The sequence below is a fragment of the Flavobacterium sp. AC274 genome, from assembly GCF_979258275.1.
This window is the reverse complement of record NZ_OZ409852.1, coordinates 4,060,794-4,085,780: the sequence shown is the minus strand read 5'-3', so window position 1 is coordinate 4,085,780 and position 24,987 is coordinate 4,060,794. Positions and strand designations below refer to the sequence as shown.

The following is a 24,987-nucleotide window of genomic DNA, read 5'->3' as shown; positions in this document are numbered from 1 at the left end:
TTTATTCATTAATTTTATTTTCACATATTTATCCTATGATAACTTCGCTGTCGATTAAAAACTACGCCCTGATTGAAAAATTGTCTATTGATTTTTCAAAAGGTTTTTCTATAATTACAGGTGAAACAGGAGCTGGTAAATCTATTATATTAGGTGCTTTAGGATTGGTTTTAGGAAAAAGAGCCGATTTGACTTCCTTAAAAAATAAAGAAGAAAAATGCGTAATTGAAGCTCATTTTGAAATTTCAAAATATAACTTAAAAGAATTTTTTGAAGCAAATGATCTTGATTATGAGGATGACACTATAATCAGACGTGAAATTTTGCCTTCGGGAAAATCACGTGCTTTTATAAACGATAGTCCTGTAAATCTTCAGGAATTGCAAGACTTAAGTTTGTTTTTGATTGATATACATTCGCAGCAGCAAACTCAGGAATTATCAGATGAAAGTGTTCAGTTTAAAATAATTGATGCCATTGCTAATAATTTTGATACAATTTCAGCTTATCAAAAATTATTAAAAACATATAAATCAGATAAATCTAAATTAAACGCTTTATTAAAAAAGCAAAGTGATTCTGGCAAAGAACAGGAATACAATACTTTTTTATTGAATGAATTGGTTGCCGCCAAATTAAAATCAGGTGAACAAGAAGAATTAGAAGCCGATTTTGAGAAGCTTAATAATGTTGAAATTATTAAAGAATCAATTGATAAATCATTAGTAATTGCAAACGAAGAGCAATTTGGTGTTTTTCATAATCTGAATGAAATCAAGGCTTCTTTGCAGAAAATCACACCATTTTCGGTAGAGTATCAAAATTTATTTGAAAGAATTACAAGCATAACAATTGAATTTGATGACGTTTCAAGAGAATTGCAAAATGCTTCTGAGAAATTATTAAATGATCCTGAAAAATTAGAATTAACCAACCAAAAATTGCAGTTAATTTATAATTTACAGAAAAAACATCAGGCAAATACTGTTGGTGAATTATTGGAAATTCAGGCAAATCTTGAAAATGCAGTTATTGAATTGGGTAATATAGAAGAAGAAATTGAAATTCTTTCGAAAGCAATTGAGCAAAAAGGGCAGGAATTAGATGTTTTTTCAGAAACAATTCGCCAAAACAGACTAAATTCAATTCCGGTATTATCAAGCCAGTTAATTTCTATTTTAGAAACATTGGGAATGGCAAATGTTCGATTTAAAATGGAACTTTTGCCATCTGAAACGTATTTTCAAAATGGTAAAGACGAATTGCAATTTTTATTTTCTGCGAATAAAGGAACTGATTTTGGTTTACTGAAAAAAGTAGCCTCAGGCGGAGAAATGTCTCGTATTATGCTGGCTGTAAAAGCAATTTTGGCACAGTATTCAAAATTGCCAACTTTAATTTTTGATGAAATTGATACTGGAGTTTCTGGAGAAATTGCCATTCGAATGGGCGAAATCATGAAAGAAATGAGTGCAAAGATGCAGATATTTGCCATTACGCATTTACCGCAAATTGCAGCAAAAGGTGATTCTCATTTTAAAGTGTTCAAATCTACTGTTGCAGATGATACACAATCAGAATTAAAACTTTTATTGCCGGATGAGCGTATTACAGAAATTGCACAAATGCTGTCGGGAGCCAATATTTCTGATTCGGCATTAAATCATGCAAAAGAATTATTAAATTAAGATATAAGGTATAGGTATGGAAAGTTTAAGCTTTTACGAAAATCAATTTATTAAGGCAGATTCATTAATATCTGAAGGAAATATTGCCGACGGAAAAGAGATGCTGGAAGAAATATTATCTCAATATCCTGATTTTGGAAAAGCCCACAATCATTTAGGATGGATTTATTATAATAAGTTAAGTAATTATGATAAAGGGATTTATCATTATAAACTGGCGATGAAATTTGAGCAAAAATATCCTGCCCCTTATTTAAACTACACTTATTTGTTAATAGATATTGGCCGATATGCAGAAGCAAAAGAGCATATTGATTTTACATTTAATAATCTTGAAAATGTAGATTATTCTTCATTTAACAGTGAATTAGGAAGGATGGCAGAGTACGAAAGCGATTATATTGCGGCATATAATTTCTATAAATTAGCGAAGAAAAATGCTTTAAATCCAAATTTTATAGACAATATGAATGCCAACATGAAAAGGGTTAAGGATAAAATGTCTATTTTTGAAAAATTAAAACTGAAATTGAATTAATACAATAAATAATACAAGATGATTATAGAACCTAGAATGCGAGGATTTATTTGTTTGACTGCACACCCAAAAGGAAGCGAGCAAAATGTAAAAAATCAAATAGAATATATAAAATCAAAAGGTCCAATTAACGGAGCAAAAAAAGTACTGGTTATCGGTGCTTCAACAGGTTTCGGATTGGCTTCAAGAATCACAAGTGCTTTCGGGTCTGATGCAGCTACAATTGGAGTGTTTTTGAAAAACCGCCAGTTGAAGGTAAAACGGCTTCTCCGGGTTGGTATAATTCAGCAGCTTTTGAAACTGAAGCTCACAAAGCAGGTTTATATGCAAAAAGTATCAATGGAGATGCTTTTTCAAATGAAATCAAAAGAGAAACTTTAGATTTAATAAAAGCAGATTTAGGACAAGTTGATCTTGTAATTTATAGTTTGGCTTCGCCAGTTCGTGTGCATCCAACTACAGGAGTGACGCATCGTTCTGTTCTAAAACCAATCGGACAAACATTTACAAATAAAACAGTTGATTTTCACACAGGAAACGTTACAGAGGTTTCAATAGCTCCTGCAAATGAGGAAGATATTGAAAATACTGTAGCAGTAATGGGAGGTGAAGACTGGGCTATGTGGATTGATGCTTTAAAGGCTGAAAATTTACTGGCTGAAGGAGCTACAACAGTTGCTTATTCTTACATTGGGCCATCATTGACAGAAGCTGTATACAGAAAAGGTACAATTGGTCGTGCAAAAGACCATTTAGAAGCTACTGCATTCTCTATTACAGATAGTTTGGCATCAATAGGAGGTAAGGCTTATGTTTCTGTAAATAAAGCATTAGTTACCCAGGCAAGTTCTGCAATTCCGGTTATTCCATTGTATATTTCTCTTTTGTATAAAATTATGAAAGAAGAAGGAATACATGAAGGTTGCATCGAGCAAATCCAGCGTTTGTTTAAAGACAGATTATACTCAGGATCAGAAGTTCCTGTAGATGAAAAAGGAAGAATCAGAATCGATGATTGGGAAATGCGTGATGATGTTCAGGCAAAAGTAGCTAAACTTTGGTTAGAAGCAACGACTGAAACTTTACCTGCAATTGGTGATTTGGCAGGATATAGAAATGATTTCTTAAATCTATTTGGTTTTGAATTTGCAGGAGTTGATTATAAAGCCGAAGCAAATGAAGTTGTAAATATTGAAAGCATAAAATAAGTACAAATTAGTACTACATATAAGAAACCATTCGTTGCGGCGAATGGTTTTTTTGTTAATATAACATATCTTTGCTGAAATTTTGAAATTTAAAACAATCGCCACTTTAATAACGCATATTCCATTATGATTTTTTCTTTAATTATACCCGTGTATAATCGTCCGGATGAAGTTGATGAACTTTTAGAAAGCCTAACCAAATCTGATTATAGTGAAGCTTTTGAAATTGTTCTGATAGAAGATGGTTCTTCCATTCCCTGCAAAGATGTTGTGATGACATATCAGGGAAAGCTAAATATTTCTTATTATTTTAAAGAGAATTCAGGGCCGGGAGATTCAAGAAATTTTGGTATGCAAAAAGCCAGAGGTGATTATTTTATCATTTTTGACTCAGATTGTATTATTCCACCAAATTACTTAACCGAAGTTCATAAAGAGTTAGATAAAAATTATGTAGATTGTTTCGGTGGACCAGACAGGGCATTAGCCAGTTTCTCAGATATTCAGAAAGCCATTAACTTTGCAATGACTTCGTTTCTTACAACAGGTGGAATTCGTGGAGGATCTGAAAAAATCAATAAATTTCAGCCTCGCAGCTTTAATATGGGGATTTCTAAGAAAGCATTTGAGGCTTCAAAAGGTTTTGGAAACATTCATCCTGGCGAAGATCCCGACTTATCTATTCGTTTATGGAACCTTGGCTTTCAAACCAGACTGTTTCCTGAGGCTTTTGTGTACCATAAACGCAGAATTGACTGGGAAAAATTTGCTGTTCAGGTAAACAAATTTGGCAAGGCAAGACCAATATTAAATAGTTGGTATCCAGAACATAATAAGCTTACCTTCTTCTTTCCGACCGTGTTTATATTAGGTTTATTATTAGCTTTTTTACTGTTAATTTTTAATATTGATATTTTATTACAATTATATTTCGTATATTTCGTTATAATATTTCTTACAGCAAGTATTCAGAATAAAAGTATCAAAATTGGATATTTATCTGTTATTGCTGTCTGGAAACAATTTTACGGATACGGAACAGGCTTTTTAGAATCTTTTATTAAAATTATCCTTTTAAAGAAAAAACCACAAGAAGCTTTTCCTCGTATGTTTTTTAAAGTATAGTATGACAAAAGTTATTGGTTTGACAGGAGGAATTGGTAGTGGTAAAACAACCATTGCAAATTACTTTAATGAAATGGGAGTTCCAGTTTATATCGCAGATGATGGTGCAAGAAATGTAATGAAATCTGAAGATATTATTGATCAGATAAAAAGATCATTTGGTGAAACCTTATTTGAAAATAACATTTTGAACCGTGCTAAACTTGCTGAAATTGTATTCAATGATAAAGATAAGCTGGCTGAATTAAACGCAATAGTACATCCTGCTGTAAAAAAAGATTTTGAGGTATGGTTATTGCAACATAAAAGTTACCAATATGTAATTTATGAAGCTGCTATATTATTTGAAAGCGGGCGTTATAAAGAATGTGATTTAATTATAACAGTTACTGCGCCCGAAGAAATTAGAATTGAAAGGGTCTTAAAACGCGACAATACCACAAGAGAACAAGTTTTAAGCCGAATGAAAATGCAATGGAATGATGAAAATCGAATTTCCAGAAGCAATTTTGTTATTAATAACGATAATCTTAAAAATGCTAAAGAAGAAGTTGTTAAAATTCTTAAAATTTTAGATATTAAACAAAATCAGTCTTAAATGTTAATATTTGGTTAATGTATTATTTAGTATATTGTTAAAATATTAATTTTGTTTCGATGAATAAATTATTTTTTAGAATACTTGTTTTATTGATGAGTTTGTCCTTAATAGGGATAATTCTGGTTCAGGTATTTTGGTTCAACTCTTCGTTTAAAAATAACGACGAACAATTTAAATACCACGTTACCCAAGTGATTGGGAGTGTTGCTGATAAACTTGAACAGCAGGAAGAGTATAGTTTTTACGACAAATACAATCGCATAAAAGACAGTACAGGTAAAATCCCAAAGAAAGAAGATTTACTGGAAGTTCTTTACGTTCAAAGAAACACAAAAACAAATAAAACAATTGTTTATTCGAATACACTTACGTCTGAAGATTACGACATAAGCGGATCGCTTTTTAATAAAAAGTTTAGCAGCGAAAGATTTAAAAATTTTAGCTCTAAAAGAGTAACTGAAATTTATAATAACAATAACAATATCGATAATAATGCTTTAGGACAAAGTATTATTCCGGATTTAAAGATTGAAAAATCAGGAAGTCTTGATATTTTAAATAAAGTTCAGCAACAGATTCAATATAAAGATATTGCTTCTCTAACTCCAATCGAAGGAAGAATTACAAAGGATAAGCTGCAAAAACTATTAAAAAAGGAACTGGAAGAATACGGCGTAAAAACCAAATTTGAATTTGGAGTTCTTAATAGTGGTTTAGCAACAAAAATAAAATCTGATGGTTTTCATTATGATAAAGATGCGAGCTATCATATACCAATATATACTGATAATGAAGGAAATAGTAAATATGAACTATTTATAACTTTTCCTCACAAAAAGAAATTTTTATTATCAGAATTATTGAGTATCACAATATTGTCAATCGTTTTTACGCTGATAATAATTGTAGCTTATACGAGTGCATTGAATCAATTGTTACGTCAAAAGCATATTTCTGAAATCAAAACCGATTTTATAAATAATATGACGCATGAGTTTAAAACTCCAATTGCAACAATAAACTTAGCGCTTGATGCGATAAGAAACCCCAAAATTATTGAAGATAAAGAAAAAGTTTTTCGCTATCTTCAAATGATCAGAGACGAAAATAAAAGAATGCATGCTCAGGTTGAAAATGTTCTCCGAATTTCTAAATTAGAAAAAAGAGAACTTGATATCACCAAAGAGCCAACTGCTATTCATGATATAATTGATGATGCAATTGAACACGTGAATCTAATATTAGAAGATCGACACGGAACAGTTGTGAAACATCTAAATGCCGCGAGAACAACATGTTTGGTAAATGAAGTTCATTTTACAAACGTCTTGGTAAATATTTTAGAAAATGCAATAAAATATTCTCCGGATATTCCGGAAATTGAAATTTTTACAGAAAATGTTAAAGACATGATTCTGATAAAAGTTAAAGATAATGGACTTGGTATGAGTAAAATAGCTCAAAAAGAGTTTTTGAGAAGTTTTACAGGGAGCATACCGGAGATTTACATAATGTAAAAGGACACGGTCTAGGTCTGGCTTATGTAAAAAGAATAGTTGAGGATCACAATGGTCAAGTATATGTTGAAAGCGAAAAAGGAAAAGGTAGCACCTTTATAATAAAAATACCATTAATAAATTAAAATATGGAAAATAATAACAAAAGAATACTTTTAGTAGAAGATGACCTTAATTTTGGGGCAGTTCTTAAAGATTATCTAATGTTAAATGACTTTGAAGTTACTTTAGCTAAAAACGGTATGGAAGGTTTCGAGAAATTCAAGAAGGACGTATATGACTTATGTATTCTTGACGTAATGATGCCTTATAAAGATGGTTATACTTTAGCCAAAGAGATTAGAGAGAAAAATAGCGAAGTGCCAATTATATTTTTAACTGCAAAATCTATGAAAGAAGATGTGTTAAAAGGGTATAAAGCAGGAGCTGATGATTATTTAAATAAACCTTTTGATTCAGAAGTTTTATTAATGAAAATCAAAGCTATCATTCAAAGAAAATCGGCAGATACAAAAGCAGAGCAAGTTCAGTTTGAGTTTAATATTGGTAAATTCCATTTAAATTCTAAACTTAGATTTTTAACTTTCGAAAACGAAGAGCCAATAAAACTATCTCCAAAAGAAAACGAATTACTTAAAATGTTAATTCTTCATGAAAATGATTTAATGCCAAGAGAATTAGCATTAACGAAAATCTGGAGAGATGACAACTATTTTACTTCAAGAAGTATGGACGTGTACATCGCTAAATTGAGAAAATACCTAAAATCTGATGAAGATGTTGAAATTCTTAACATTCACGGAGAAGGTTTCAGATTAGTTGTTAAAAGCAAAGTATCTGAATAAGTTATAGAATAACAAACTAGTTCATCCAAAAAAAGAAAGCTCTGAGAAATCAGGGCTTTTTTTATGCTCAAATTTTAGTTTACTGCTTAAAGATTTCACGTCAATAATACTTTTTTGAGCATCGTTTGTCCTAGAATTGAAGTGATAAACGTTGCGAAAATTGGAATTTGGAATTTATTTTTGAAATTTAATATTAAGGTATAGTAGTTTGTTTTCCAGATACATAATTCTGTTTTTACATTTTTTAAAATTACCTTAATTATTTTTAAAGAGATTTTTCTTAAAATAAATTTGGAAAAACAAAAAACAATTCTGAATATTTGCAAACGAAAAAATAATAATAACCCTTTAAAAACGAAGAAAAATGTTTGTACTTACATCAGCATCTCAAAGCTTCACACCAAACGAATTTGGTGAAGCGCTTCTTCGTGGCTTATTTCAATCTTAGAAAGTAATTTTTAGATATATAAAAAAGCCCGAAGACATTTAGTTTCGGGCTTTTTTTATTCTAGACACTTCAAATTTTCCCGAATAATCGATTTTTATTATTTATCCGTATGGATAAAATGCCGTAGCCAGTTTGGTTACTAATTTAATACGTTATAATTTTTTTATGGAAAATTATACAGTAGAGGAGTATGCTTTATCCTCTCGCTTTAAAACTAAAAGGAGAAAGAAAAGAGCAGTAAAAGAAGATTTTGAAAAACAATTAATTCAGTTAAGAAAGCTTGAAGATCAACTCTGGAAAAAACGTAGAGATTTACCACTAGTTCTATTAAAAAGTCCTTATCAAAAAGGTTGGCAACGCAATTTTGTATTAAGAGATGATATTAAAAGATCAAATGAATCTTCTTTTTACCAAATTTTACTGGAGAAGATTAATACGGTTCAGTATTCTTCTGAAAAATCTTTTAAGAAAAAGAAAAAGAGGAAAAGAAAACATGTATATGTTGAAAAACTTCAAACAGTAAAAGAGTTTTCTGAATCAGAATGGAGAAGTCCAAAATTAGCATTGACAGAAAAAGAGAAAATGCATTTTTATAAGAGGGAACGATGGTGTCCTAATTGTAAACGTTATAAAATTCATTATGTATTTAATGAACCATGGCGTTATGTATTTAGCGTTAGGCCCAACATGATAACGCATACTAAAATGGTTGATGAACTCTTGGAAAGTGAAATTCGAATTTTAGACAATTATATTGTAAATCATAATTTACGACACAAAATAAACAAATTAGTTCTGGGGAAAGCTCGTTTTTCGGGGTATTATCAATATGAAAACCCGAAAGAGAAAAACCCAATTAAAAATAAAAGCCTGCATGTATTGTATCAACAATATGCAGATGAAAATGATATAAATCATGGGAAATAAATTATCCGGAAAAGACCTGATTAAGTTAGGCTTTCCAAAAAACAATTCAATAAATATTGCTCTTGGGCAAATAAACAGATATAGAAAAAGAGAAAAAAGAATCCATTTTAGCAGAAGCCAAAGAAGTTTTGCTTTATCCTGAAAAATTTGAGGGAAATGGGACATGGGGAAAAGTAGCTGAAGGTTTAATCAAGCCGGTTCAGGTTCGAATGCACCAGCTTAAAATAACACGTGCTCCTTTTACCATTTTTGGTGAAAATGAAATTGATCAACAGGCAAAATTCCAGTTGTATGATTCGTTAAAACTGCCAATTTCAGTTGCGGGAGCTTTAATGCCGGATGCACATTCAGGGTACGGATTACCAATTGGCGGAGTTTTGGCAACAGATAATGCCGTTATTCCTTATGGAGTTGGAGTTGATATTGGCTGTCGAATGAGTTTGTCAATTTTTGACTTACCAGCGTCGCATTTTAAAGGAAAAGAGCATCAGTTAGAAGCAATTTTAAAAGACAATACCAAGTTTGGAATGAACGAAACACATGCCACAAAAGCTGATCATGATGTATTTTACAAAAGTGAATTTCAGGATATTCCGTTATTAAAGAATCTTTTACCAAAAGCGTATAAGCAATTGGGAAGCTCAGGCGGAGGAAATCATTTTGTAGAATTTGGAATTGCAAAGATTGACAATCCGGAAAACGAATGGAAGTTAGGAGCTGGTGAATATTTCGCCGTTCTTTCGCATAGCGGATCGCGTGGTTTAGGTGCTAATATTGCAAAACATTACACGTATTTGGCAACGAAACAATGTCCGTTACCAAAAAATGTACAGCATTTGGCCTGGCTTGATTTAAACACACATGACGGTCAGGAATATTGGCTGGCGATGAATCTGGCAGGAGAATATGCAAAAGCCTGTCACGATGATATTCATAGAAGAATCGCCAAAGCCATTGGAAAAAGGGTAGTGGTAACCATCGAAAACCATCACAATTTTGCCTGGAAAGAAATGGTAAACGGACAAGAATGTATTGTGCATAGAAAAGGAGCAACTCCTGCCGCTGAAGGGCAATTGGGAATTATTCCGGGATCGATGACGGCTCCGGGTTATATTGTGAAAGGGAAAGGAAATGTTGAGAGTTTAAATTCAGCCTCGCATGGTGCAGGGCGTTTATTTTCTAGAGCTAAATGCAAAAGTACTTTCACACAAAGTGAAATTAAAAAGGTTTTGAAGGCAAACGATGTCACCTTGATTGGTGGGAATATTGACGAGGCTCCGATGGCGTACAAAGACATTACAAAAGTAATGGCTAATCAAACGGATTTAGTTGAAGTTCTGGGAACTTTTACGCCTAAAATCGTTAGAATGGACCGCTAAAAAGAAATTAAAAATGGAAAAAATAATTCAGATAACGGCGGGTCGCGGACCTGCTGAATGCACTTGGGTAGTTGCCCAAGTGCTTAAAAAAGTGTTGGAAGAAGCTCAGGAGCAGCAATTGGAAACGACATTATTACAAAGAGAAGTTGGTTCTGAAAATGGAACTGTTGAAACGGCAACAATTGCTGTGAAAGGAAAAAATGCAGCAACATTTGTAAATTCCTGGGTTGGAACGATTCAATGGATTGGACAAAGTCAGTTTCGTAAAATGCACAAACGCAAGAATTGGTTTATAGGTGTTTTTGAGATTGAACCGGAAAAAAATGCGTCAATTTCGGAAAATGATATTCAATATCAGGCCATGCGAAGTTCTGGTGCCGGCGGACAACACGTTAATAAAGTAAGTTCGGCGGTTAGAGCAACGCATATTCCGACAGGAATTGCGGTTGTAGCAATGGACAGCCGTTCACAGCACCAAAACAAAAAACTGGCAACAGAAAGATTATTAAAAAAATTAGAAGACGAAACTTTGCAACAACTTAAAAGTTATGTTGGAAAACAATGGGAGAACCAACTGAATGTTCAGCGTGGGAATCCGGTTAGAACTTTTACAGGAAGTGATTTTAAGAAAAATAAAGTGCTTAAAAGTTACAAAGGAATTCGACAGAAATTAAAAACAGATTTAAGAAATGAAAACAATTGATAAATACCTTTTTCAGGCTTTGGATAATTACCCGTATTCGCTTGAAGAAACGATTGAATCTTTAGATTACGCTTTTTCGTATGATGCAAAAAATACGATGGTTTTGTGTTTGTACGGAAGAATTCAGGCAGAGCAATTATGGAATTATGAAGAAGCTAAAAACTATTTTCAGGAAGCTTTGGCTATTAATATTCATGCTCTTGAAGTATATCCTTATTATTTACATGTTTTAATTTTGAATGAAGATTACGAAGAAGCGCAAAAGCTGATTGATTTCGCTTTGACTATAAAAGGAATAAATAAATCTGAAATTTTTGTAAAGAAAGCAATTCTTCTTGAAGCTCAACAAGAGTTTAAAAAGGCTTTAAAGGAGATTAAAAATGCTAAACTTACAACTTTACAATTTGCTTTTGATTCTGATATTACTGACGTAGAGAAAAGAATTAAAGGTAAAATTGAGTTGCTTGAAAAGAAAAAGAAGCCAAAGAAATCGAAGAAAGATTCAAAAAAGAAATCAAAATGATTTTTGATTTAAAAACAGAAAAACGATGCAATATATTTAATTGCATCGTTTTTTTATTATACTGTTTTAATTAATATGTAGTCCCTACGGGACATTTTGCTTGTCGGTATCAATTTTTTCTACCAATATTTAACTCCTAGCGGAGTATGATCAGCAATTTCTATAATAAGGTTTATTTGACTTCCAAAAAATATCTCGTAGAGATTATATGTTGGTAGAAATAATTGACAAACGATACATGATGTCCCGTAGGGACTACACAATCTTTACTATTGAAATTTATTATTTCCAATGTAATTCTAAAGCAAAACATGTCTTTTCCCCTTTTGTAATGCTAAATGTCGCGGTTGTATGGTCATCATCTTCGCTTTCGTGAATTACGACATTATCTTTAAGCGAAAGCTCTTTCATGAAGTTCATTTCAAAGCTTTTTACTTGTTGTTTTAAAATTCTTTTTTCATCAACGTGATCAAGGCACCACTCTAAATATTTCACGTTATTAACGTGATTTACAATGTCTAAATCTGATAAATAAACTGTTTTTTCAAAAATAGCTCCTTTTTCGTGATTGATATTGATTTTTGAAAAACCTTCAGTTGTAGCCCGATTTTCAGGAAACAATTCAAAATGTTCATAAGGCAGAGCCAAGGCTTCCGGACGGCGCAATTGTGTATTGAAAACTGCCCAATACGTTTCACAGCCTACTATTTTTTTGCCATTTACATACATTTCTAAGGCACGAACGGAACGAGAATTTTCTAAACTATTGATCCATGTTTTTACTGTAACTATGTCCTGCCATTTTGGTAAAGCGCTAATTTCAACACGCATTCTGCTTAAAACCCAGGCCTGATGAAATTCCTGCATATCAAAAAAGCTGATGCCGCCAACTTCGGAATGTGCTGCAGCGGTTAACTGCAAAATATTACACAAATCGGTGTATTTTAAGAAACCGTTTGGCGTACATTGTGTAAAATTGATTTCCCAGTCTTTGCTTAAAACTGATGTAAAATTTGGAGATATTGGCATTTTGTAATTTTAGATTTATTTTAGAGAATAGAATAAAGAGTAAAAAAAAGACTTTCGATTTTACTTTATAAGATTTTCTATATAATTGATTATATTTTTTCTGTCTGTCACGTAATCAAACCATTTAGTGTTTTCATTTCGTTTAAACCAGGTTAATTGTCTTTTGGAGAACCTACGGGTGTTTTTTTTGATTTCATCTACAGCAAATGGCAGGGTGAATTCTCCGTCAAAATAACTAAATAATTCTCTATAACCCACTGTTTGTAATGCATTTAATACTTTATTAGGATACAAAGTTTTTGCTTCTTCTAATAAACCTTCGTTCATCATAATGTCGACACGTTGATTAATTCGATCGTAAATCACTTGTCTTTCGGCTTCTAAACCAATTAAAACAGGAGTGAAGTTTCTATTGTTTTTCTTTTGATTTAGAAAAGAGGAGTATGGTTTTTGTGTTCCAATGCAAACTTCTACAAAACGCATCATTCGTTGTGGATTTTGTAAAGTTTGTGGATTTTCTAAATTTATTTTTTGAAAATATTCCGGATCTAAAAGTTGTAATTGTTCCTGTAAATAATTGATTCCGAGTTTTTCGTAATTAGAATTAACTTCTGCCCTTACGGAAGGATTAATTTCAGGAAATTCATCAAATCCTTTTAAAATTGCATCAACATATAAGCCTGAGCCACCAATTAAAATTGCAAATTCGTTTGTTTGAAATAATTCTTCTAATTTTAAAAGTGCTTCTTTTTCGTAATCACCAACAGTATAATTTTCGAAAATAGATTTATTTTGAATGAAATGATGTGTGGCAGATTGTAATTCTTCCTGATTTGGAACTGCTGTACCAATTGTCATTTCTTTAAAAAACTGACGGCTGTCACAAGAGATTATTTCGCAGTTAAAATGTTTTGCCAAAGCAATACTTAAGGCTGTTTTGCCTATAGCTGTTGGTCCGACAATGGTAATTAAGTATTTCATATTTTTTAGCCCAGATGGAAATGGAAACCCCGGACTTATGTTTGTTCGTTTTTTTTGGGATAAAAGAGCGACTTTAGAAGCTCCTTTTATGCCTTAAAAAAACAACAAAGATAAGGAGGAGTTGCAATGTACAGCTGGATTAGCTTCTTAAATTAATTATTTGGCAATTCTGTTCCACATTCGTAACAGTATTTTGCGTTATCAAAATGTACTTGTGAATTGCATTTTCTGCATGTTTTTTTTCCACTGACGCTATTACTGTTTTTTAAACTGCTTTTTGCAAATTCAGCTGTAACGATTCCGGTTGGTACGGCTATGATTCCGTAACCCAAAATCATTACTAAGGCTGCAATGAATTGTCCTAAAGGGGTTTGTGGAGAAATGTCACCATAACCAACAGTTGTTAATGTTACAATTGTCCAGTAAATACTCATCGGAATGCTTGTAAAACCAGATTCTTTTCCTTCTACTAAATACATTATTGAACCGATTATTATGGTGCTTATCAGAACAAAATAAATGAAAACAAGAATTTTTTCTTTGCTGGCGTCAATAGCTTCCCGAAGCTGAATTGATTGATGCGATATCTGCGGAATATGTAATATTTTGAATAATCGGAAGAAACGTAAAGCTCTCACGATAGAAAGTATGCTCGCTCCCGGAAAAAATATTGACAAATACATGGGTAGAACGGCGAGTAAATCTATAATTCCGTAAAAGCTAAAAATATATTTTACAGGTTTTTGAATCGAAATTATTCTTAAAATATATTCAATAGTAAAAAATACCGTAATGATCCATTCGCAAATAATAAGTTGTGTGTGGTATTTTTGATTGATTCCCTGAACGGTTTCCATCATTATCAAAAGAACACTTAACAATATCAATCCCAAAAGCACTAAATCAAACATTCGCCCTAAAATGGTGTTTGTGCCATAGAGAACAATCTTGATTTTTTCTCTGAATTGTTCGTATTTTGATTTCATTTTTTTCATAAACCACAAATATAATGAAAGTTTTTATTTGTTAAAAATGAAGTATTTTGACTGATTTGCTTTTACGAACGTAATTTTGAATTATGTTTTTTACGTCGCGATTGTTTTGCATTGGAATTAAAATATTTTTCAAGATGTCGATATTCATAATCTGATAATTCAAATCATAATAAGCATAGCCTTTATATTGCCCGTTTTCGATTAATACCGCACTTCTTTCGTTAACATTTCGTCCTCTGTCAATGATAATCATGCTTTTGTTCTCAAAACTGTGTTCTGATATAAATTGTTGTACACGACTATTATATTCTTCTGCACTAATTTCGCCAATACAGGCACCGTCGCATTCTTTTATTTTATATTGAAAACATTCTTTTTTGGATTGATATAAACCTGTCAATTTTTGGCATAAATGATATTTCGCAGTGAATTTAAACAGTATATTTTTACCTTCCTGTAAAGAAATAAAGGATGTAATTTCTTTTTTACGTCCATCAGCTTTTTGAAGTTTTAGATTCAGATATCCGTTCGAATCTTTTTCGGCATATAAGGCAAAGGGGAAAAAGTCTTTTTCTGTGATCGATTATGTCTTGGTCGGTTTACTTTTATTTCTTCACTTTCTTTCAATAAAGCAATTAATTCGCTTCCGGTTTCATCATAAGTAATGGTAAAAACTTCTGCCTGAATCTTTTTGCTTTTGGTTGTGATTCCGGTAAAATGCTGATTTACTCTTTTTCGAATGTTTTGGCTTTTGCCGATATAAATTAATGTACCGCCTTCATTATAAATATAATAAATACCGGTTTTAGAAGGCATTTGTCCCACTAAATCCATTAATTTTGGAGATATTCCTTTTTCGACTTCGAGTTTTATAAAATCTTTTACGATTGTTTTTTCGAGATCTTTTTCAAGAAGCATTTTGAATAGCTTTGTTGTTGCCATTGCATCTCCGCTGGCGCGATGCCTGTCTGCCATCGGGATTCCGAGTGCGCGAACCAATTTTCCTAAACTATAAGAAGGCTGTTCCGGAATTAATTTTTTGGCAAGTTCAACGGTACAAAGGGTTTTGGCTTCAAAATCATAGCCTAAACGTCTGAATTCTGTACGTAAAATTCGGTAGTCAAAAGAAGCGTTATGAGCAACAATAATACAATCTGAAGTGATTTCTATAATTCGTTTAGCAACTTCAAAAAACTTAGGGGCAGATCGCAACATGGCATTATTAATCCCAGTTAATTTTACCACAAAGGGCTGAATCGGAATTTCGGGATTTACAAGACTAATGAATTGGTCAACTACTTCGTGTCCATCAAATTTATAAATGGCGATTTCGGTAATTCCTTCTTCATTAAACTGTCCTCCAGTTGTTTCTATGTCTAGTATTGCGTACAAATTTAGTTTTCGGTATTCAGGTATCAGTATTCAGTTTTGTTGTAGAGGCGCACAGCAGTGCGTCTAACGATAGTGGATTTTTGATTAGCGACCTCCAAAAATGCTGCTTCCAATGCGCACCATTGTGCTGCCACATTCTATAGCAAGTTGGTAATCGCCGGACATTCCCATTGATATTGTAGATGCTTCTTGTAATGCATCTTTTTCTTTTATGGAATCAAAAATCGATTTTAAATGTTGAAATTCTTTTTTAATTTGGTTTTGATCTTCTGTAAATGTTGCCATTCCCATTAAACCTAAGGTACGAATATTTTTGAGTTCTTTGAACTCAGATGAAGAAATAAGTTCATTTAATTCGTTTTCGTCTAAACCAAATTTAGTTTCTTCTTCGGCAATATGTATTTGAAGCAAACAATCAATAATTCTATTATTTTTTAAAGCTTGTTTGTTGATTTCCTGCAATAATTTTAAACTGTCAACACCATGAATCAAACTCACAAACGGTGCCATAAATTTAACTTTATTCGTTTGGACATGACCAATCATATGCCATTGAATATCCTTTGGCATTTCTTCCCATTTATCAGCCATTTCCTGGATTTTGTTTTCTCCAAAAATACGCTGACCGGCTTCGTAGGCTTGCATTAAGTCTGAAACGGGTTTGGTTTTAGAAACTGCAACTAATGTTACATGTTCAGGTAAACTTACTTTAATGCTATTTAAATTCGATGCTATTGACATTGTATTTATTTTTTATGAAAGGATAAACTGCTTAGAAATTTTCTCAGCCTTTTTACTTTCACTGTAATCATAAAAACCTTCTCCGGATTTCACGCCTAATTTCCCTGCTCTCACCATATTTACCAATAATGGGCAAGGAGCATATTTCGGGTTTTTAAAACCTTCGTACATAACGTTTAAAATCGCAAGACAAACATCAAGACCAATAAAATCAGCTAATTGAAGCGGTCCCATTGGGTGTCCCATTCCTAATTTCATTACCGTATCAATTTCGTAAACGCCGGCAACTTTATTATATAACGTTTCAATGGCTTCGTTTAGCATAGGCATCAAAATTCTGTTTGCTACAAAACCAGGATAATCGTTTACTTCAACAGGAGTTTTTCCTAATTTTACAGATAAATCCATGATAATTTTAGTGACTTCATCACTGGTATTGTATCCGCGAATGATTTCAACTAATTTCATAATTGGCACTGGATTCATAAAATGCATTCCGATAACGCGTTCAGGATGTGCAACTACAGCTCCAATTTGTGTAATGGATATTGAAGAAGTATTCGTCGCTAAAATTGTATTATGAGAACAAGCTTCGTTTAATTGTTTGAAGATATTTAGTTTTAACTCTACATTTTCTGTAGCGGCTTCAACAACCAAATCAACACCAACAACTCCGTCTTTAATATCAGTATACGTAATAATATTGGTGATCGTTTTTGCAACATCTTCCTGAGTAATGGTTCCTTTAGACAACATTCTGTCTAAATTAGCGGCAATAGTCGCCATTCCTTTATCTAAGGATTTTTCAGAAACATCAATAAGTTTTACGGTAAAACCACTTTGTGCAAAACTATGAGCAATTCCGTTACCCATTGTTCCTGCACCAATTACAGCTATAGTTTTCATTTTATATATTGGTATTATATTTATGATTTAGCCACGAATTCACCAATTAAGTAGTGAATTCGTGGCTATTTTTATTTTTAAAATTATATTATTTATCGAAACAATCAATAATCTGATACGCAACTCTTAAAGCATCTGTAGCTTGTTCTAATGTAACTACAGGTGTTGTATTTGTATTGATAGCGTTTGCAAATGATTCTAATTCATCTAGAATTGCATTATTTTGCTCAACATCAGGATTTGTAAAATAGATTTGTTTTTTTACACCTTCGGCATTTTGCAGGATCATATCAAAATCTCCGGGAATTTCCGGCGCATCTTTCATACGAACTACTTCGCACTTTTTCTCTAAAAAGTCAACAGAAATGTAAGCATCTTTTTGAAAGAAACGTGTTTTACGCATGTTTTTCATTGAGATTCTACTCGCTGTTAAATTGGCAACACAGCCGTTTTCAAATTCAATTCTTGCATTGGCAATATCCGGAGTATCACTAATTACAGAAACGCCGCTGGCGTGAATATCTTTTACTTTTGAATGTACAACGCTCAAAATAGCATCAATATCGTGAATCATTAAATCTAAAACCACAGGAACGTCTGTACCACGCGGATTAAACTCGGCCAAACGATGTGTTTCTATAAACATTGGATTTTCGATCATGTTTTTTGTTGCAATAAACGCGGGATTAAAGCGCTCAACATGACCAACTTGTCCTTTTACGTTGTATTCTTTTGCTAAAGCTATAATTTCTTCAGCTTCTTCAACAGTATTGGCAATTGGTTTTTCTATAAAGATATGTTTTCCTGATTTGATGGCCACTTTTGCACATTTATAATGAGAAAGTGTTGGCGTTACAATATCGATTACATCCACAGCGTGGATTAATTTTGCAATTGTGCTGAAGTTTTTATAGCCAAATTCTTTTGAAATTCTTTCGGCATTTTCCTGATTTTCGTCGTAAAATCCAACTAATTCGTATTTGTCAGATTGTTGTAATAAGCGTAAATGTATTTTACCAAGATGACCAGCACCTAAAACTCCTACTTTTAACATGAGAATGTATTTTAAACAAAAATATAATTTATTTGTTGAACGTGAAAATGAATGTAGTAAAGATTTAGCGATTTAATAATTAAAAATCAATATTTGATTTAGTATTTAGTTTATTAATTTTACCAAAATAAAATAAACCTATTTTGAAAGACACTGCCAAACATCAAGGACTTCGTAATCAATTAGTAAGCACTTTAGAACAAAAGGGCATTACTGATAAAGCAGTTTTGGATGCGATAAAAAAAATCCCAAGACACCTTTTTTAAATTCAAGTTTTGAAGATTATGCTTATCAGGATAAGGCATTTCCTATAGGAGCGGGGCAAACTATTTCGCAGCCGTATACAGTTGCATTTCAATCGCAATTATTAGAAGTAAAAAAGGATCATAAAATTCTGGAAATTGGCACCGGATCTGGCTACCAAACCGCTGTTTTGTTTATGCTTGGTGCTAAAGTTTATAGTATAGAAAGACAAAATGAATTGTTTAAAGCAACTTCAAACCTGTTTCCAAAGTTAAATATTCGTCCAAAACATCTTTCGTTTGGAGACGGTTATAAAGGTTTGCCAAATCATGCTCCGTTTGATAGTATTATCGTTACGGCGGGTGCACCTTTTATTCCCCAGGCTTTAATGGCACAATTAAAAATAGGAGGAAGGCTTGTTATTCCGTTAGGTGAAGACGTGCAGATTATGACATTATTAATTCGTAAAAATGAAACGCAATTCGAAAAACATGAATTTGGAGAGTTTCGATTTGTTCCTTTATTAGAAGATAGAAATTAAAGAGAAAGCCCATTTAGTAGGGCTTTTTTTATTGCGTTATTATTTGTAAAGCCCGGTTTAGGCTTTCTTTTTCAATTCTGAGTATATAATTTATGAAAATAGATTTATCATTCTTGGCTTGACTTTCTTCCAAAATAGATAAATATTCATTTTTGCTGTTTTGATCTTCTTCAATTGACGCAAACGCATAATTATTTTGAAGTAAAATCCAATTTAAAATCAAATTCGCCATTTGAAGATTTCCTTTTTCAAATGGATTTGTTTCCAGTATTTTTAAATACACTTCACATGCAAAAATTGTGGGATGAAAATTGTTTTTATTTGTTTCACACCAATTAAAGAGCAAATTCATTTCGCGTGTAATCAATGGATCATCTTTGTACTTTCCTGTTTCAGATTCAATTCCTTTCAAGATCAAGTTATGAATGATTAGAAAATCTTTTTCGTTTAAATGTGTTTTCTTTTGGCTTAAATCTTTAATGTATAAGGTAGCTTCTTGAAAGTTAATAGCTTCAAGATGATTTTGTATGCTTTTTCCAGCAATAGTTAATCCATCGTTTATAACAAATTTAGTTTCTTCCAGTGAGAGAGAATTTCCATTTAAGGAAATACTTTTAAAGATAAATTCTAATTCTAAAGTCTTAGAAATTTGTCGTAATTCAAAATGATTAAAGGATTGTAGTTTATTTTTTAATACTTCAATTTCATCTAAAATTGTTTGTACAGAAGATATAATTATAGCGTTTATTTCTTTTTTAGTGTTTTGAATTTCCTGTTCTGCTAAAATCAAAGCCTTCAAAGCAAACTCTTCATCGCCAATTTCATAAAGAATTTTTTCTTTAAGCCACGCAATCATTAAAGTTTCATAGTCAATTTCTAAAAGCTGAGAAAGTTTTATGATTTGATCTTTGGTTGGTTTTCTCGTTCCGGATTCAAATTTACTTATCAATGCCTGATCAATACCAAGAAGTTGTGCAACTTCGCGAGTCTTTAATCGTTTTTCTTCCCGTGCAATTTTTAAAAGTGATTTCATTTTGATGAAAATTTAAGTCTTGACAAGTTTAGTCATTTTTAAATGTACAAAAAAAGCAATATTTTATTATTGCTTTGTGTAATTTTATTTTGGAGGCAAAGAACCGTCTTTTCTCATTTCAGCAACAACTGCTTGCATAATAGCATCAACAGTTTGTCCTAAATCTGTCACATATTCTGATTTTGTTGTTCCTGTCCAGATCAGTTTATTTTCTTTTAATGAAAAAATATTGGTTTCGACCATATACGATGTGGTTTCCTGATAATATCCCGGATCATAAAAACTAGGAGAATACATTCCGTACCAATTTCCGAAACCGTAACCATAGACATTTGTATACATTCCGTCAAAACCCCCGTAATACATTCCGGTATAAGTTCCCGGAACATAATTGGTTTCTTTTTCCGTGCTTACTAAACGCATTGTAATCACTCCGTCGAAATTCTCATCTTGCAGGATTTTTAATTTTTGCTCTTTAGTAAGTTGAGAAGTACTTTCGTTTAGATATTGATATGAAGTTTTAAAAATTTCATTACTGGCAGCAATTCTATTTTCTGCCGTTCTTCTAGAAGCTTCATCTTTTACCAGAACAACGACCAAAACTTTTTTAAAATGTTCCTGTGCCACAGTAATTTTAGGATCTCTCCAACTACTTACAATAGAAGTATTACTGCCACAACCTGAAAGTATAATAGCAGCCAATAGAATTAAGTACTTTTTCATATTTTACTAATTAGAGTTATTGTAGTAAAAATAAGATAAAATATTTAAAAATTACTCTTTTATAGTAATTAGATTTAGTTGTAAGCTTTTTTAATTCTGTCTAAATCTCTTTTCGTGTCTTGTTCTTTAAGAGATTCACGTTTGTCGTAGTTTTTCTTTCCTTTACAAAGACCAATTTGCAGTTTAGCTAGACCTTTTTCGTTGGTAAATAATTTTAACGGAACGATAGTTAATCCTTTTGCCTGAACACTTTTATGAAGACTTTTTAATTCTTTTTTATTTAAAAGCAATTTTCGCTCACTTCGGGATTTATGATTGAATTGATTTCCAAACGTATATTCTTCGATATAAGTATTAATGGCAAAAAGTTCCAGGTTACTAAATTCGCAAAAACTCTCTGTGATATTGGCTTTTCCTAATCGTATAGATTTAATTTCTGTACCGGATAAAACTATTCCGGCAGTATAAGTGTCGATTATCTCATAATCAAATCGAGCTCTTTTATTAAGTATATTGACTGTTTTTAACATAGTGTGCAAATGTAAAACAAAATTGAAAACTTTAGTAGTCCTAAGTTAATTAAAAATGGGAATATAAGATAATTAAAGATTTTTTTAATCTATGATTTTAATCATTTTTAAGGAAATGCCTTCCTGCTAAGTTTGTTAAATAATTTAACTAAACTTTAAAATGAAAAAAATTGTAACATTAATTAGTATTGTATTAGTAGGTTTAACCGCAAAAGCTCAGGAAACAGGCCAAGGATTAAAAGGTGCCTGGTTTGCAACATCTCAATTTGGTTATCAGCAAACTAAAACCGCAGATAACAAAAACACAAATTTATCTGTTTTACCAATTGTAGGTACATTTGTAACCCCTTCGGTAGCTGTTGGAGCAGCTTTTGGATATATTAATATTAAAGCTGATTCAGAGGGTAAAACTGCAGCAAAAACAGATTTAATTGTAATTGAGCCATTAGTAAGAAAATATTGGAATGTAGCTGGTTCATTGTATTTCTTTGGTCAATTGGCTTTGCCTGTTATTACTGGGAAAGAAAAGGAAAGTGACTTAAAAGTAAATCAATTTGGTTTGTCTCTTTCAGGAGGATTTGATTATTTCGTAACGAAAAACTTTTCAGTCGAGTTCTCTTATGATTTAGCTAATTTTACTTCTACAACCCTTGATCCTAAAATTGGTGAAAAAACTACAGTTACTAATTTTGGATTAGCGCATGTGGCAAATGTAGACCCATTTTATAATACAGCATTGGCAGGAAGTAATCCAAATCTAACTTCTCCACTTTCTGTCGGATTTAAATTTATATTCTAATAGTAGTCGATTGAATTAAGTTTGAAATCATTAATTTTGTAAAATGAAAAGACCATACTTTTTGGAGTATGGTCTTTTTTAATATTATAAAAGTAAAAAAATGCAAAATCAATCTAAAGATCCCTTACACGGAGTTACTCTTCAAAAAATAGTAGAAACATTAGTAGAATATTATGGTTTTGATACCTTATCAGAATTAATTCCTATAAAATGTTTTATTTCCAATCCGAGTATAAAATCCAGTTTAACCTTTTTAAGAAAAACGGATTGGGCACGCAAAAAAGTAGAAGATTTATATCTAAAAACGCTGCCTAAATTGGCAAAGTAATTATAATTTATACGAAATCATTACTCCGCCACGATACGGCAACCATTCACCGCTTTTGTTCCAATTCGCTGCCTTTTCATATCTTCCCGGAGTTCCATCATTGTAATATCCATGATAAAATCCTTGGTGCCAGCCACCTCCGGCAAAAATATCTATAAGAAATTTATCATTTAGTTTGATGTTGTACCCAACTGAAACACCCAGTCGGTAACCAAAGCCATGCTCATATTTATTTGAGTCAAAATAATTCCATTTTTGTATTTCATAAATATCGGGTCCGGCATGTCCGCCAACATAAAATCCGTTATATTTTTCTTTAAAATGATAACGAAGTTCAGGTGTCAAAGTATAAAACTTCATTGGGCTATGACCGTTGAAGGATTCCCAAAAAGAAGCCATAATATCCACACTAAAAGTAAGTTTTTCTCCAACGCTTGTTTCAACTCCAATATTAGGTATGCCTACTATAGCCGTGGCGGCATTGAATTTAATATAAGTCTGACTTTGTGATTGAATAGAAAAGAAAAGAACAAACAGAACAAGTAATTTTTTCATAAACAAGATTTTCATAGTGATAAATAAGTTTTTTAAACTTATTTCGGGTGCAAATATAACGCAACAAATACTTGCTGTATGTTAAAAAAAACAGAGTATTTCATTATATTTTTTGAAATAAAATCTTTAAAAGTTTACTTGTCTAACAATGAGTAAATTACTTTGTCCAGAAAGCGACCTTCATAAAATTCAGATTCTTTAAAATGAGCTTCTTTAACAAAACCGCATTTTTGCAAAACTTTTTCTGACGCAAAGTTTTCCGGATCGATAACAGCTTCTATAGAGTGCAATTTTAAATCATCAAAACCATATCTGTTTAGCCTGTTTACGGCTTCAGGAATAATTCCTTTTCCGTGAAATTCAGGTAATAACATATAGCCAATTTCAGCGCGATAATTTTCTGGCTGCATCCTGTAAAAACCAATGATTCCTAATAGTTTAGGGCTTTCTTTTAAAGTAATTGCCCAATTGATTCCAACATTGGTTTCAATTTTTTCTTCGATCATGGCAATATGTGCGAGTGCATCTTCGGTATTTTTTACCAAAGGTCTCGGAATGTATTTCATAGTTTCCGGATTCGAGCGCAATTCAAAAATTTCGTTTGCATCGTCATTCGTAATTCTTCTTAAAAGTAAACGTTCGGTTTCTATAGTTGGAAATGGAGAAAAGTTAAAATCCAGCATTTTTTTATTTTTATAATATTTGTATACTAAATTTTGAGTTAAATGTTTGTTTGGCATCTAAAATCAAAATCCCTTCTTTTTCGAATAAATCACCTGAATTTTCGGACGTGTCTGAATAACCAAACCACGGTTCAATACATACAAACGGAGCCTGATCTTTTGTCCATATTCCTAAACTAGGGAAATCTGCAAAATCAACTTTTATATAAGGTTTTGAATTTTCCAAGATGGTAAGCGAATTAGATTCTAAAGTTTTAAAAACCAACGCATCATTTTCAAACAATTTATAATTCAGCGGAACCAGATTTTCAATAGTTTGCAAACTTTCTGTTTTGTTGGAAATCAGATCATTTTCTAAAAGAGAATATTTTAAATCTTCTTCTTTCTCAAATTTAAAAGAATAATTCTCAAAATTTTCAGGTAAAGCAATCGCCGGATGTGCGCCTATAGAAAAAGGCATTTTGGTTTCACCTTTATTAATTACTTTATATGCAATGTCTAAAGTGGTTTCATTCAGCGTATAAATCAGTTGCAATTCAAAATCAAAAGGATATTTTTTCAGTGTTTCACTATTGGACTGTAATGAAAAAACGGCATTGTTTTCGGTTTTATCAATTAATTGAAATTCCATATCACGCGCAAACCCATGTCTTGGCAATTGATATTCTTTTCCATTAATAATATAAGTATTGTTTTTTAAAGTTCCGACAATCGGAAAAAGAACAGGAGAATGTTTTCCCCAAAAAGCAGGGTTTCCTTCCCAGATATATTCTTGGTTTTGATTGTCTTTTAAGGAAAACAATTCAGCTCCGGCATGTTTGATAGAAGCTTTAAGCGTTGAATTTGATATAGTTGTATTCAAAATAGTATAATTGAAAGAAATTAGTTTTAAAAGTGATGTAAATATATTTTATAAAATTTAGTTTTTTAAGAAAATCGCTTAAATTATTTT

The 24,987-nt window shown here is 31.9% G+C and carries 22 protein-coding genes and 5 pseudogenes; 14 read left to right on the top strand and 13 right to left on the bottom strand.

The features are described from left to right. Window positions 1-35: 35 nt before the first annotated feature. The 11 genes and pseudogenes from recN to ACZZZT_RS18480 all read left to right on the top strand — a co-directional run bounded on the left by recN (window position 36) and on the right by ACZZZT_RS18480 (window position 11,502). On the top strand, window positions 36-1,688 hold the full coding sequence (gene recN / locus ACZZZT_RS18530) for a DNA repair protein RecN (protein ID WP_463461490.1): 1,653 nt from the start codon (window positions 36-38) through the stop codon (window positions 1,686-1,688). A 16-nt stretch (window positions 1,689-1,704) separates the two neighbouring features. Further along, window positions 1,705-2,226: a hypothetical protein gene (locus ACZZZT_RS18525; protein ID WP_463461489.1), complete on the top strand. Its 522-nt coding sequence runs from the start codon at window positions 1,705-1,707 to the stop codon at window positions 2,224-2,226. 18 nt (window positions 2,227-2,244) lie between these two features. Continuing rightward, window positions 2,245-3,434: pseudogene (gene fabV, locus ACZZZT_RS18520) on the top strand (enoyl-ACP reductase FabV). Between the two features lie 126 nt (window positions 3,435-3,560). Further along, complete coding sequence (locus tag ACZZZT_RS18515) at window positions 3,561-4,559, top strand: glycosyltransferase family 2 protein (RefSeq protein WP_073393728.1); 999 nt, start codon at window positions 3,561-3,563, stop codon at window positions 4,557-4,559. Between the two features lies 1 nt (window position 4,560). After that, a complete protein-coding gene (gene coaE / locus ACZZZT_RS18510) occupies window positions 4,561-5,157 on the top strand; it encodes a dephospho-CoA kinase (RefSeq protein WP_073393729.1) in 597 nt (198 codons plus the stop codon). A gap of 59 nt (window positions 5,158-5,216) precedes the next feature. After that, window positions 5,217-6,802: pseudogene (locus ACZZZT_RS18505) on the top strand (sensor histidine kinase). A 3-nt stretch (window positions 6,803-6,805) separates the two neighbouring features. Further along, window positions 6,806-7,522 carry a response regulator transcription factor gene (locus tag ACZZZT_RS18500; protein ID WP_042564360.1) on the top strand — a complete coding sequence of 239 codons (717 nt, stop codon included), beginning with the start codon at window positions 6,806-6,808 and terminating at the stop codon, window positions 7,520-7,522. 613 nt (window positions 7,523-8,135) lie between these two features. Then, window positions 8,136-8,897, top strand: a complete 762-nt coding sequence (locus tag ACZZZT_RS18495) for a hypothetical protein (protein ID WP_073393730.1) — start codon at window positions 8,136-8,138, stop codon at window positions 8,895-8,897. After that, window positions 8,887-10,276, top strand: a pseudogene (locus ACZZZT_RS18490) (RtcB family protein). Before ACZZZT_RS18495 ends, ACZZZT_RS18490 begins: the two are co-directional and overlap by 11 nt. A gap of 13 nt (window positions 10,277-10,289) precedes the next feature. Further along, a complete protein-coding gene (gene prfH, locus ACZZZT_RS18485; protein ID WP_463461488.1) occupies window positions 10,290-10,979 on the top strand; it encodes a peptide chain release factor H in 690 nt (229 codons plus the stop codon). Beyond that, window positions 10,966-11,502 carry a hypothetical protein gene (locus ACZZZT_RS18480; protein ID WP_463461487.1) on the top strand — a complete coding sequence of 179 codons (537 nt, stop codon included), beginning with the start codon at window positions 10,966-10,968 and terminating at the stop codon, window positions 11,500-11,502. Before prfH ends, ACZZZT_RS18480 begins: the two co-directional genes overlap by 14 nt. Before the next feature lie 282 nt (window positions 11,503-11,784). Here ACZZZT_RS18480 and ACZZZT_RS18475 read toward each other — a convergent pair whose 3' ends face one another. From ACZZZT_RS18475 to ACZZZT_RS18445, 7 genes and pseudogenes are all read right to left on the bottom strand, one after another. Beyond that, the gene (locus ACZZZT_RS18475; protein WP_463461486.1) at window positions 11,785-12,531 is read right to left on the bottom strand and encodes an acyl-[acyl-carrier-protein] thioesterase; all 747 of its coding nucleotides are present in this window, start codon (window positions 12,529-12,531) and stop codon (window positions 11,785-11,787) included. A 60-nt stretch (window positions 12,532-12,591) separates the two neighbouring features. Then, window positions 12,592-13,512 (bottom strand): tRNA (adenosine(37)-N6)-dimethylallyltransferase MiaA, encoded by a 921-nt coding sequence (miaA, locus tag ACZZZT_RS18470; RefSeq protein ID WP_463461485.1) that lies wholly within the window; start codon window positions 13,510-13,512, stop codon window positions 12,592-12,594. Window positions 13,513-13,664: 152 nt separating this feature from the next. After that, window positions 13,665-14,507, bottom strand: a complete 843-nt coding sequence (locus ACZZZT_RS18465) for an ion transporter (RefSeq protein ID WP_042564367.1) — start codon at window positions 14,505-14,507, stop codon at window positions 13,665-13,667. A gap of 31 nt (window positions 14,508-14,538) precedes the next feature. Beyond that, window positions 14,539-15,899: pseudogene (locus ACZZZT_RS18460) on the bottom strand (exonuclease domain-containing protein). An 84-nt stretch (window positions 15,900-15,983) separates the two neighbouring features. Further along, a complete protein-coding gene (locus tag ACZZZT_RS18455) occupies window positions 15,984-16,640 on the bottom strand; it encodes a YggS family pyridoxal phosphate-dependent enzyme (protein ID WP_463461484.1) in 657 nt (218 codons plus the stop codon). A 12-nt stretch (window positions 16,641-16,652) separates the two neighbouring features. Continuing rightward, a complete protein-coding gene (locus ACZZZT_RS18450) occupies window positions 16,653-17,546 on the bottom strand; it encodes a 3-hydroxyacyl-CoA dehydrogenase family protein (RefSeq protein WP_042564370.1) in 894 nt (297 codons plus the stop codon). 88 nt (window positions 17,547-17,634) lie between these two features. After that, window positions 17,635-18,600 (bottom strand): Gfo/Idh/MocA family protein, encoded by a 966-nt coding sequence (locus tag ACZZZT_RS18445; protein ID WP_463461483.1) that lies wholly within the window; start codon window positions 18,598-18,600, stop codon window positions 17,635-17,637. 143 nt (window positions 18,601-18,743) lie between these two features. On the opposite strand from ACZZZT_RS18445, the pseudogene ACZZZT_RS18440 reads away from it, so the two are divergent. Beyond that, window positions 18,744-19,384 (top strand): annotated as a pseudogene (locus ACZZZT_RS18440) (protein-L-isoaspartate(D-aspartate) O-methyltransferase). Window positions 19,385-19,412: 28 nt separating this feature from the next. Here the strand turns inward: ACZZZT_RS18440 and ACZZZT_RS18435 are convergent. From ACZZZT_RS18435 to smpB, 3 genes are all read right to left on the bottom strand, one after another. Continuing rightward, on the bottom strand, window positions 19,413-20,417 hold the full coding sequence (locus ACZZZT_RS18435; RefSeq protein WP_463461482.1) for a helix-turn-helix domain-containing protein: 1,005 nt from the start codon (window positions 20,415-20,417) through the stop codon (window positions 19,413-19,415). 84 nt (window positions 20,418-20,501) lie between these two features. Beyond that, window positions 20,502-21,140, bottom strand: coding sequence for a DUF4136 domain-containing protein (locus tag ACZZZT_RS18430; RefSeq protein WP_042564374.1), 639 nt, complete (start codon window positions 21,138-21,140; stop codon window positions 20,502-20,504). A gap of 74 nt (window positions 21,141-21,214) precedes the next feature. Next, window positions 21,215-21,670, bottom strand: coding sequence for an SsrA-binding protein SmpB (gene smpB / locus ACZZZT_RS18425; RefSeq protein ID WP_042564375.1), 456 nt, complete (start codon window positions 21,668-21,670; stop codon window positions 21,215-21,217). Window positions 21,671-21,830: 160 nt separating this feature from the next. Between smpB and ACZZZT_RS18420 the strand changes: the two genes are divergently transcribed. Together ACZZZT_RS18420 and ACZZZT_RS18415 are read left to right on the top strand one after the other, a co-directional pair. Continuing rightward, entirely contained in the window at window positions 21,831-22,469 is a 639-nt protein-coding gene (locus ACZZZT_RS18420; RefSeq protein WP_463461481.1) for a hypothetical protein, read from the top strand. A 100-nt stretch (window positions 22,470-22,569) separates the two neighbouring features. Further along, entirely contained in the window at window positions 22,570-22,797 is a 228-nt protein-coding gene (locus ACZZZT_RS18415) for a VF530 family protein (RefSeq protein ID WP_463461480.1), read from the top strand. Here ACZZZT_RS18415 and ACZZZT_RS18410 read toward each other — a convergent pair whose 3' ends face one another. From ACZZZT_RS18410 to ACZZZT_RS18400, 3 genes are all read right to left on the bottom strand, one after another. After that, a complete protein-coding gene (locus ACZZZT_RS18410) occupies window positions 22,798-23,352 on the bottom strand; it encodes a DUF3575 domain-containing protein (RefSeq protein ID WP_463461479.1) in 555 nt (184 codons plus the stop codon). A gap of 134 nt (window positions 23,353-23,486) precedes the next feature. Next, window positions 23,487-24,035, bottom strand: coding sequence for a GNAT family N-acetyltransferase (locus tag ACZZZT_RS18405; RefSeq protein WP_463461478.1), 549 nt, complete (start codon window positions 24,033-24,035; stop codon window positions 23,487-23,489). Between the two features lie 10 nt (window positions 24,036-24,045). Then, on the bottom strand, window positions 24,046-24,897 hold the full coding sequence (locus ACZZZT_RS18400; protein WP_463461477.1) for an aldose 1-epimerase family protein: 852 nt from the start codon (window positions 24,895-24,897) through the stop codon (window positions 24,046-24,048). Between the last annotated feature and the right edge of the window lie 90 nt (window positions 24,898-24,987).

Excerpts from the sequence above, each read along its gene's own strand:
- ACZZZT_RS18515 (WP_073393728.1), top strand. The coding sequence starts at position 3,561 with ATGATTTTTTCTTTAATTATACCCGTGTATAATCGTCCGGATGAAGTT.
- ACZZZT_RS18435 (WP_463461482.1), bottom strand. The coding sequence starts at position 20,417 with ATGAAATCACTTTTAAAAATTGCACGGGAAGAAAAACGATTAAAGACT.
- ACZZZT_RS18500 (WP_042564360.1), top strand. The coding sequence starts at position 6,806 with ATGGAAAATAATAACAAAAGAATACTTTTAGTAGAAGATGACCTTAAT.
- ACZZZT_RS18465 (WP_042564367.1), bottom strand. The coding sequence starts at position 14,507 with ATGAAAAAAATGAAATCAAAATACGAACAATTCAGAGAAAAAATCAAG.
- ACZZZT_RS18475 (WP_463461486.1), bottom strand. The coding sequence starts at position 12,531 with ATGCCAATATCTCCAAATTTTACATCAGTTTTAAGCAAAGACTGGGAA.
- smpB (WP_042564375.1), bottom strand. The coding sequence starts at position 21,670 with ATGTTAAAAACAGTCAATATACTTAATAAAAGAGCTCGATTTGATTAT.
- ACZZZT_RS18405 (WP_463461478.1), bottom strand. The coding sequence starts at position 24,035 with ATGCTGGATTTTAACTTTTCTCCATTTCCAACTATAGAAACCGAACGT.
- prfH (WP_463461488.1), top strand. The coding sequence starts at position 10,290 with ATGGAAAAAATAATTCAGATAACGGCGGGTCGCGGACCTGCTGAATGC.
- ACZZZT_RS18410 (WP_463461479.1), bottom strand. The coding sequence starts at position 23,352 with ATGAAAAAATTACTTGTTCTGTTTGTTCTTTTCTTTTCTATTCAATCA.
- ACZZZT_RS18430 (WP_042564374.1), bottom strand. The coding sequence starts at position 21,140 with ATGAAAAAGTACTTAATTCTATTGGCTGCTATTATACTTTCAGGTTGT.
- miaA (WP_463461485.1), bottom strand. The coding sequence starts at position 13,512 with ATGAAATACTTAATTACCATTGTCGGACCAACAGCTATAGGCAAAACA.
- ACZZZT_RS18450 (WP_042564370.1), bottom strand. The coding sequence starts at position 17,546 with ATGAAAACTATAGCTGTAATTGGTGCAGGAACAATGGGTAACGGAATT.
- ACZZZT_RS18420 (WP_463461481.1), top strand. The coding sequence starts at position 21,831 with ATGAAAAAAATTGTAACATTAATTAGTATTGTATTAGTAGGTTTAACC.
- coaE (WP_073393729.1), top strand. The coding sequence starts at position 4,561 with ATGACAAAAGTTATTGGTTTGACAGGAGGAATTGGTAGTGGTAAAACA.
- ACZZZT_RS18480 (WP_463461487.1), top strand. The coding sequence starts at position 10,966 with ATGAAAACAATTGATAAATACCTTTTTCAGGCTTTGGATAATTACCCG.
- ACZZZT_RS18415 (WP_463461480.1), top strand. The coding sequence starts at position 22,570 with ATGCAAAATCAATCTAAAGATCCCTTACACGGAGTTACTCTTCAAAAA.
- ACZZZT_RS18455 (WP_463461484.1), bottom strand. The coding sequence starts at position 16,640 with ATGTCAATAGCATCGAATTTAAATAGCATTAAAGTAAGTTTACCTGAA.
- recN (WP_463461490.1), top strand. The coding sequence starts at position 36 with ATGATAACTTCGCTGTCGATTAAAAACTACGCCCTGATTGAAAAATTG.
- ACZZZT_RS18495 (WP_073393730.1), top strand. The coding sequence starts at position 8,136 with ATGGAAAATTATACAGTAGAGGAGTATGCTTTATCCTCTCGCTTTAAA.
- ACZZZT_RS18445 (WP_463461483.1), bottom strand. The coding sequence starts at position 18,600 with ATGTTAAAAGTAGGAGTTTTAGGTGCTGGTCATCTTGGTAAAATACAT.
- ACZZZT_RS18525 (WP_463461489.1), top strand. The coding sequence starts at position 1,705 with ATGGAAAGTTTAAGCTTTTACGAAAATCAATTTATTAAGGCAGATTCA.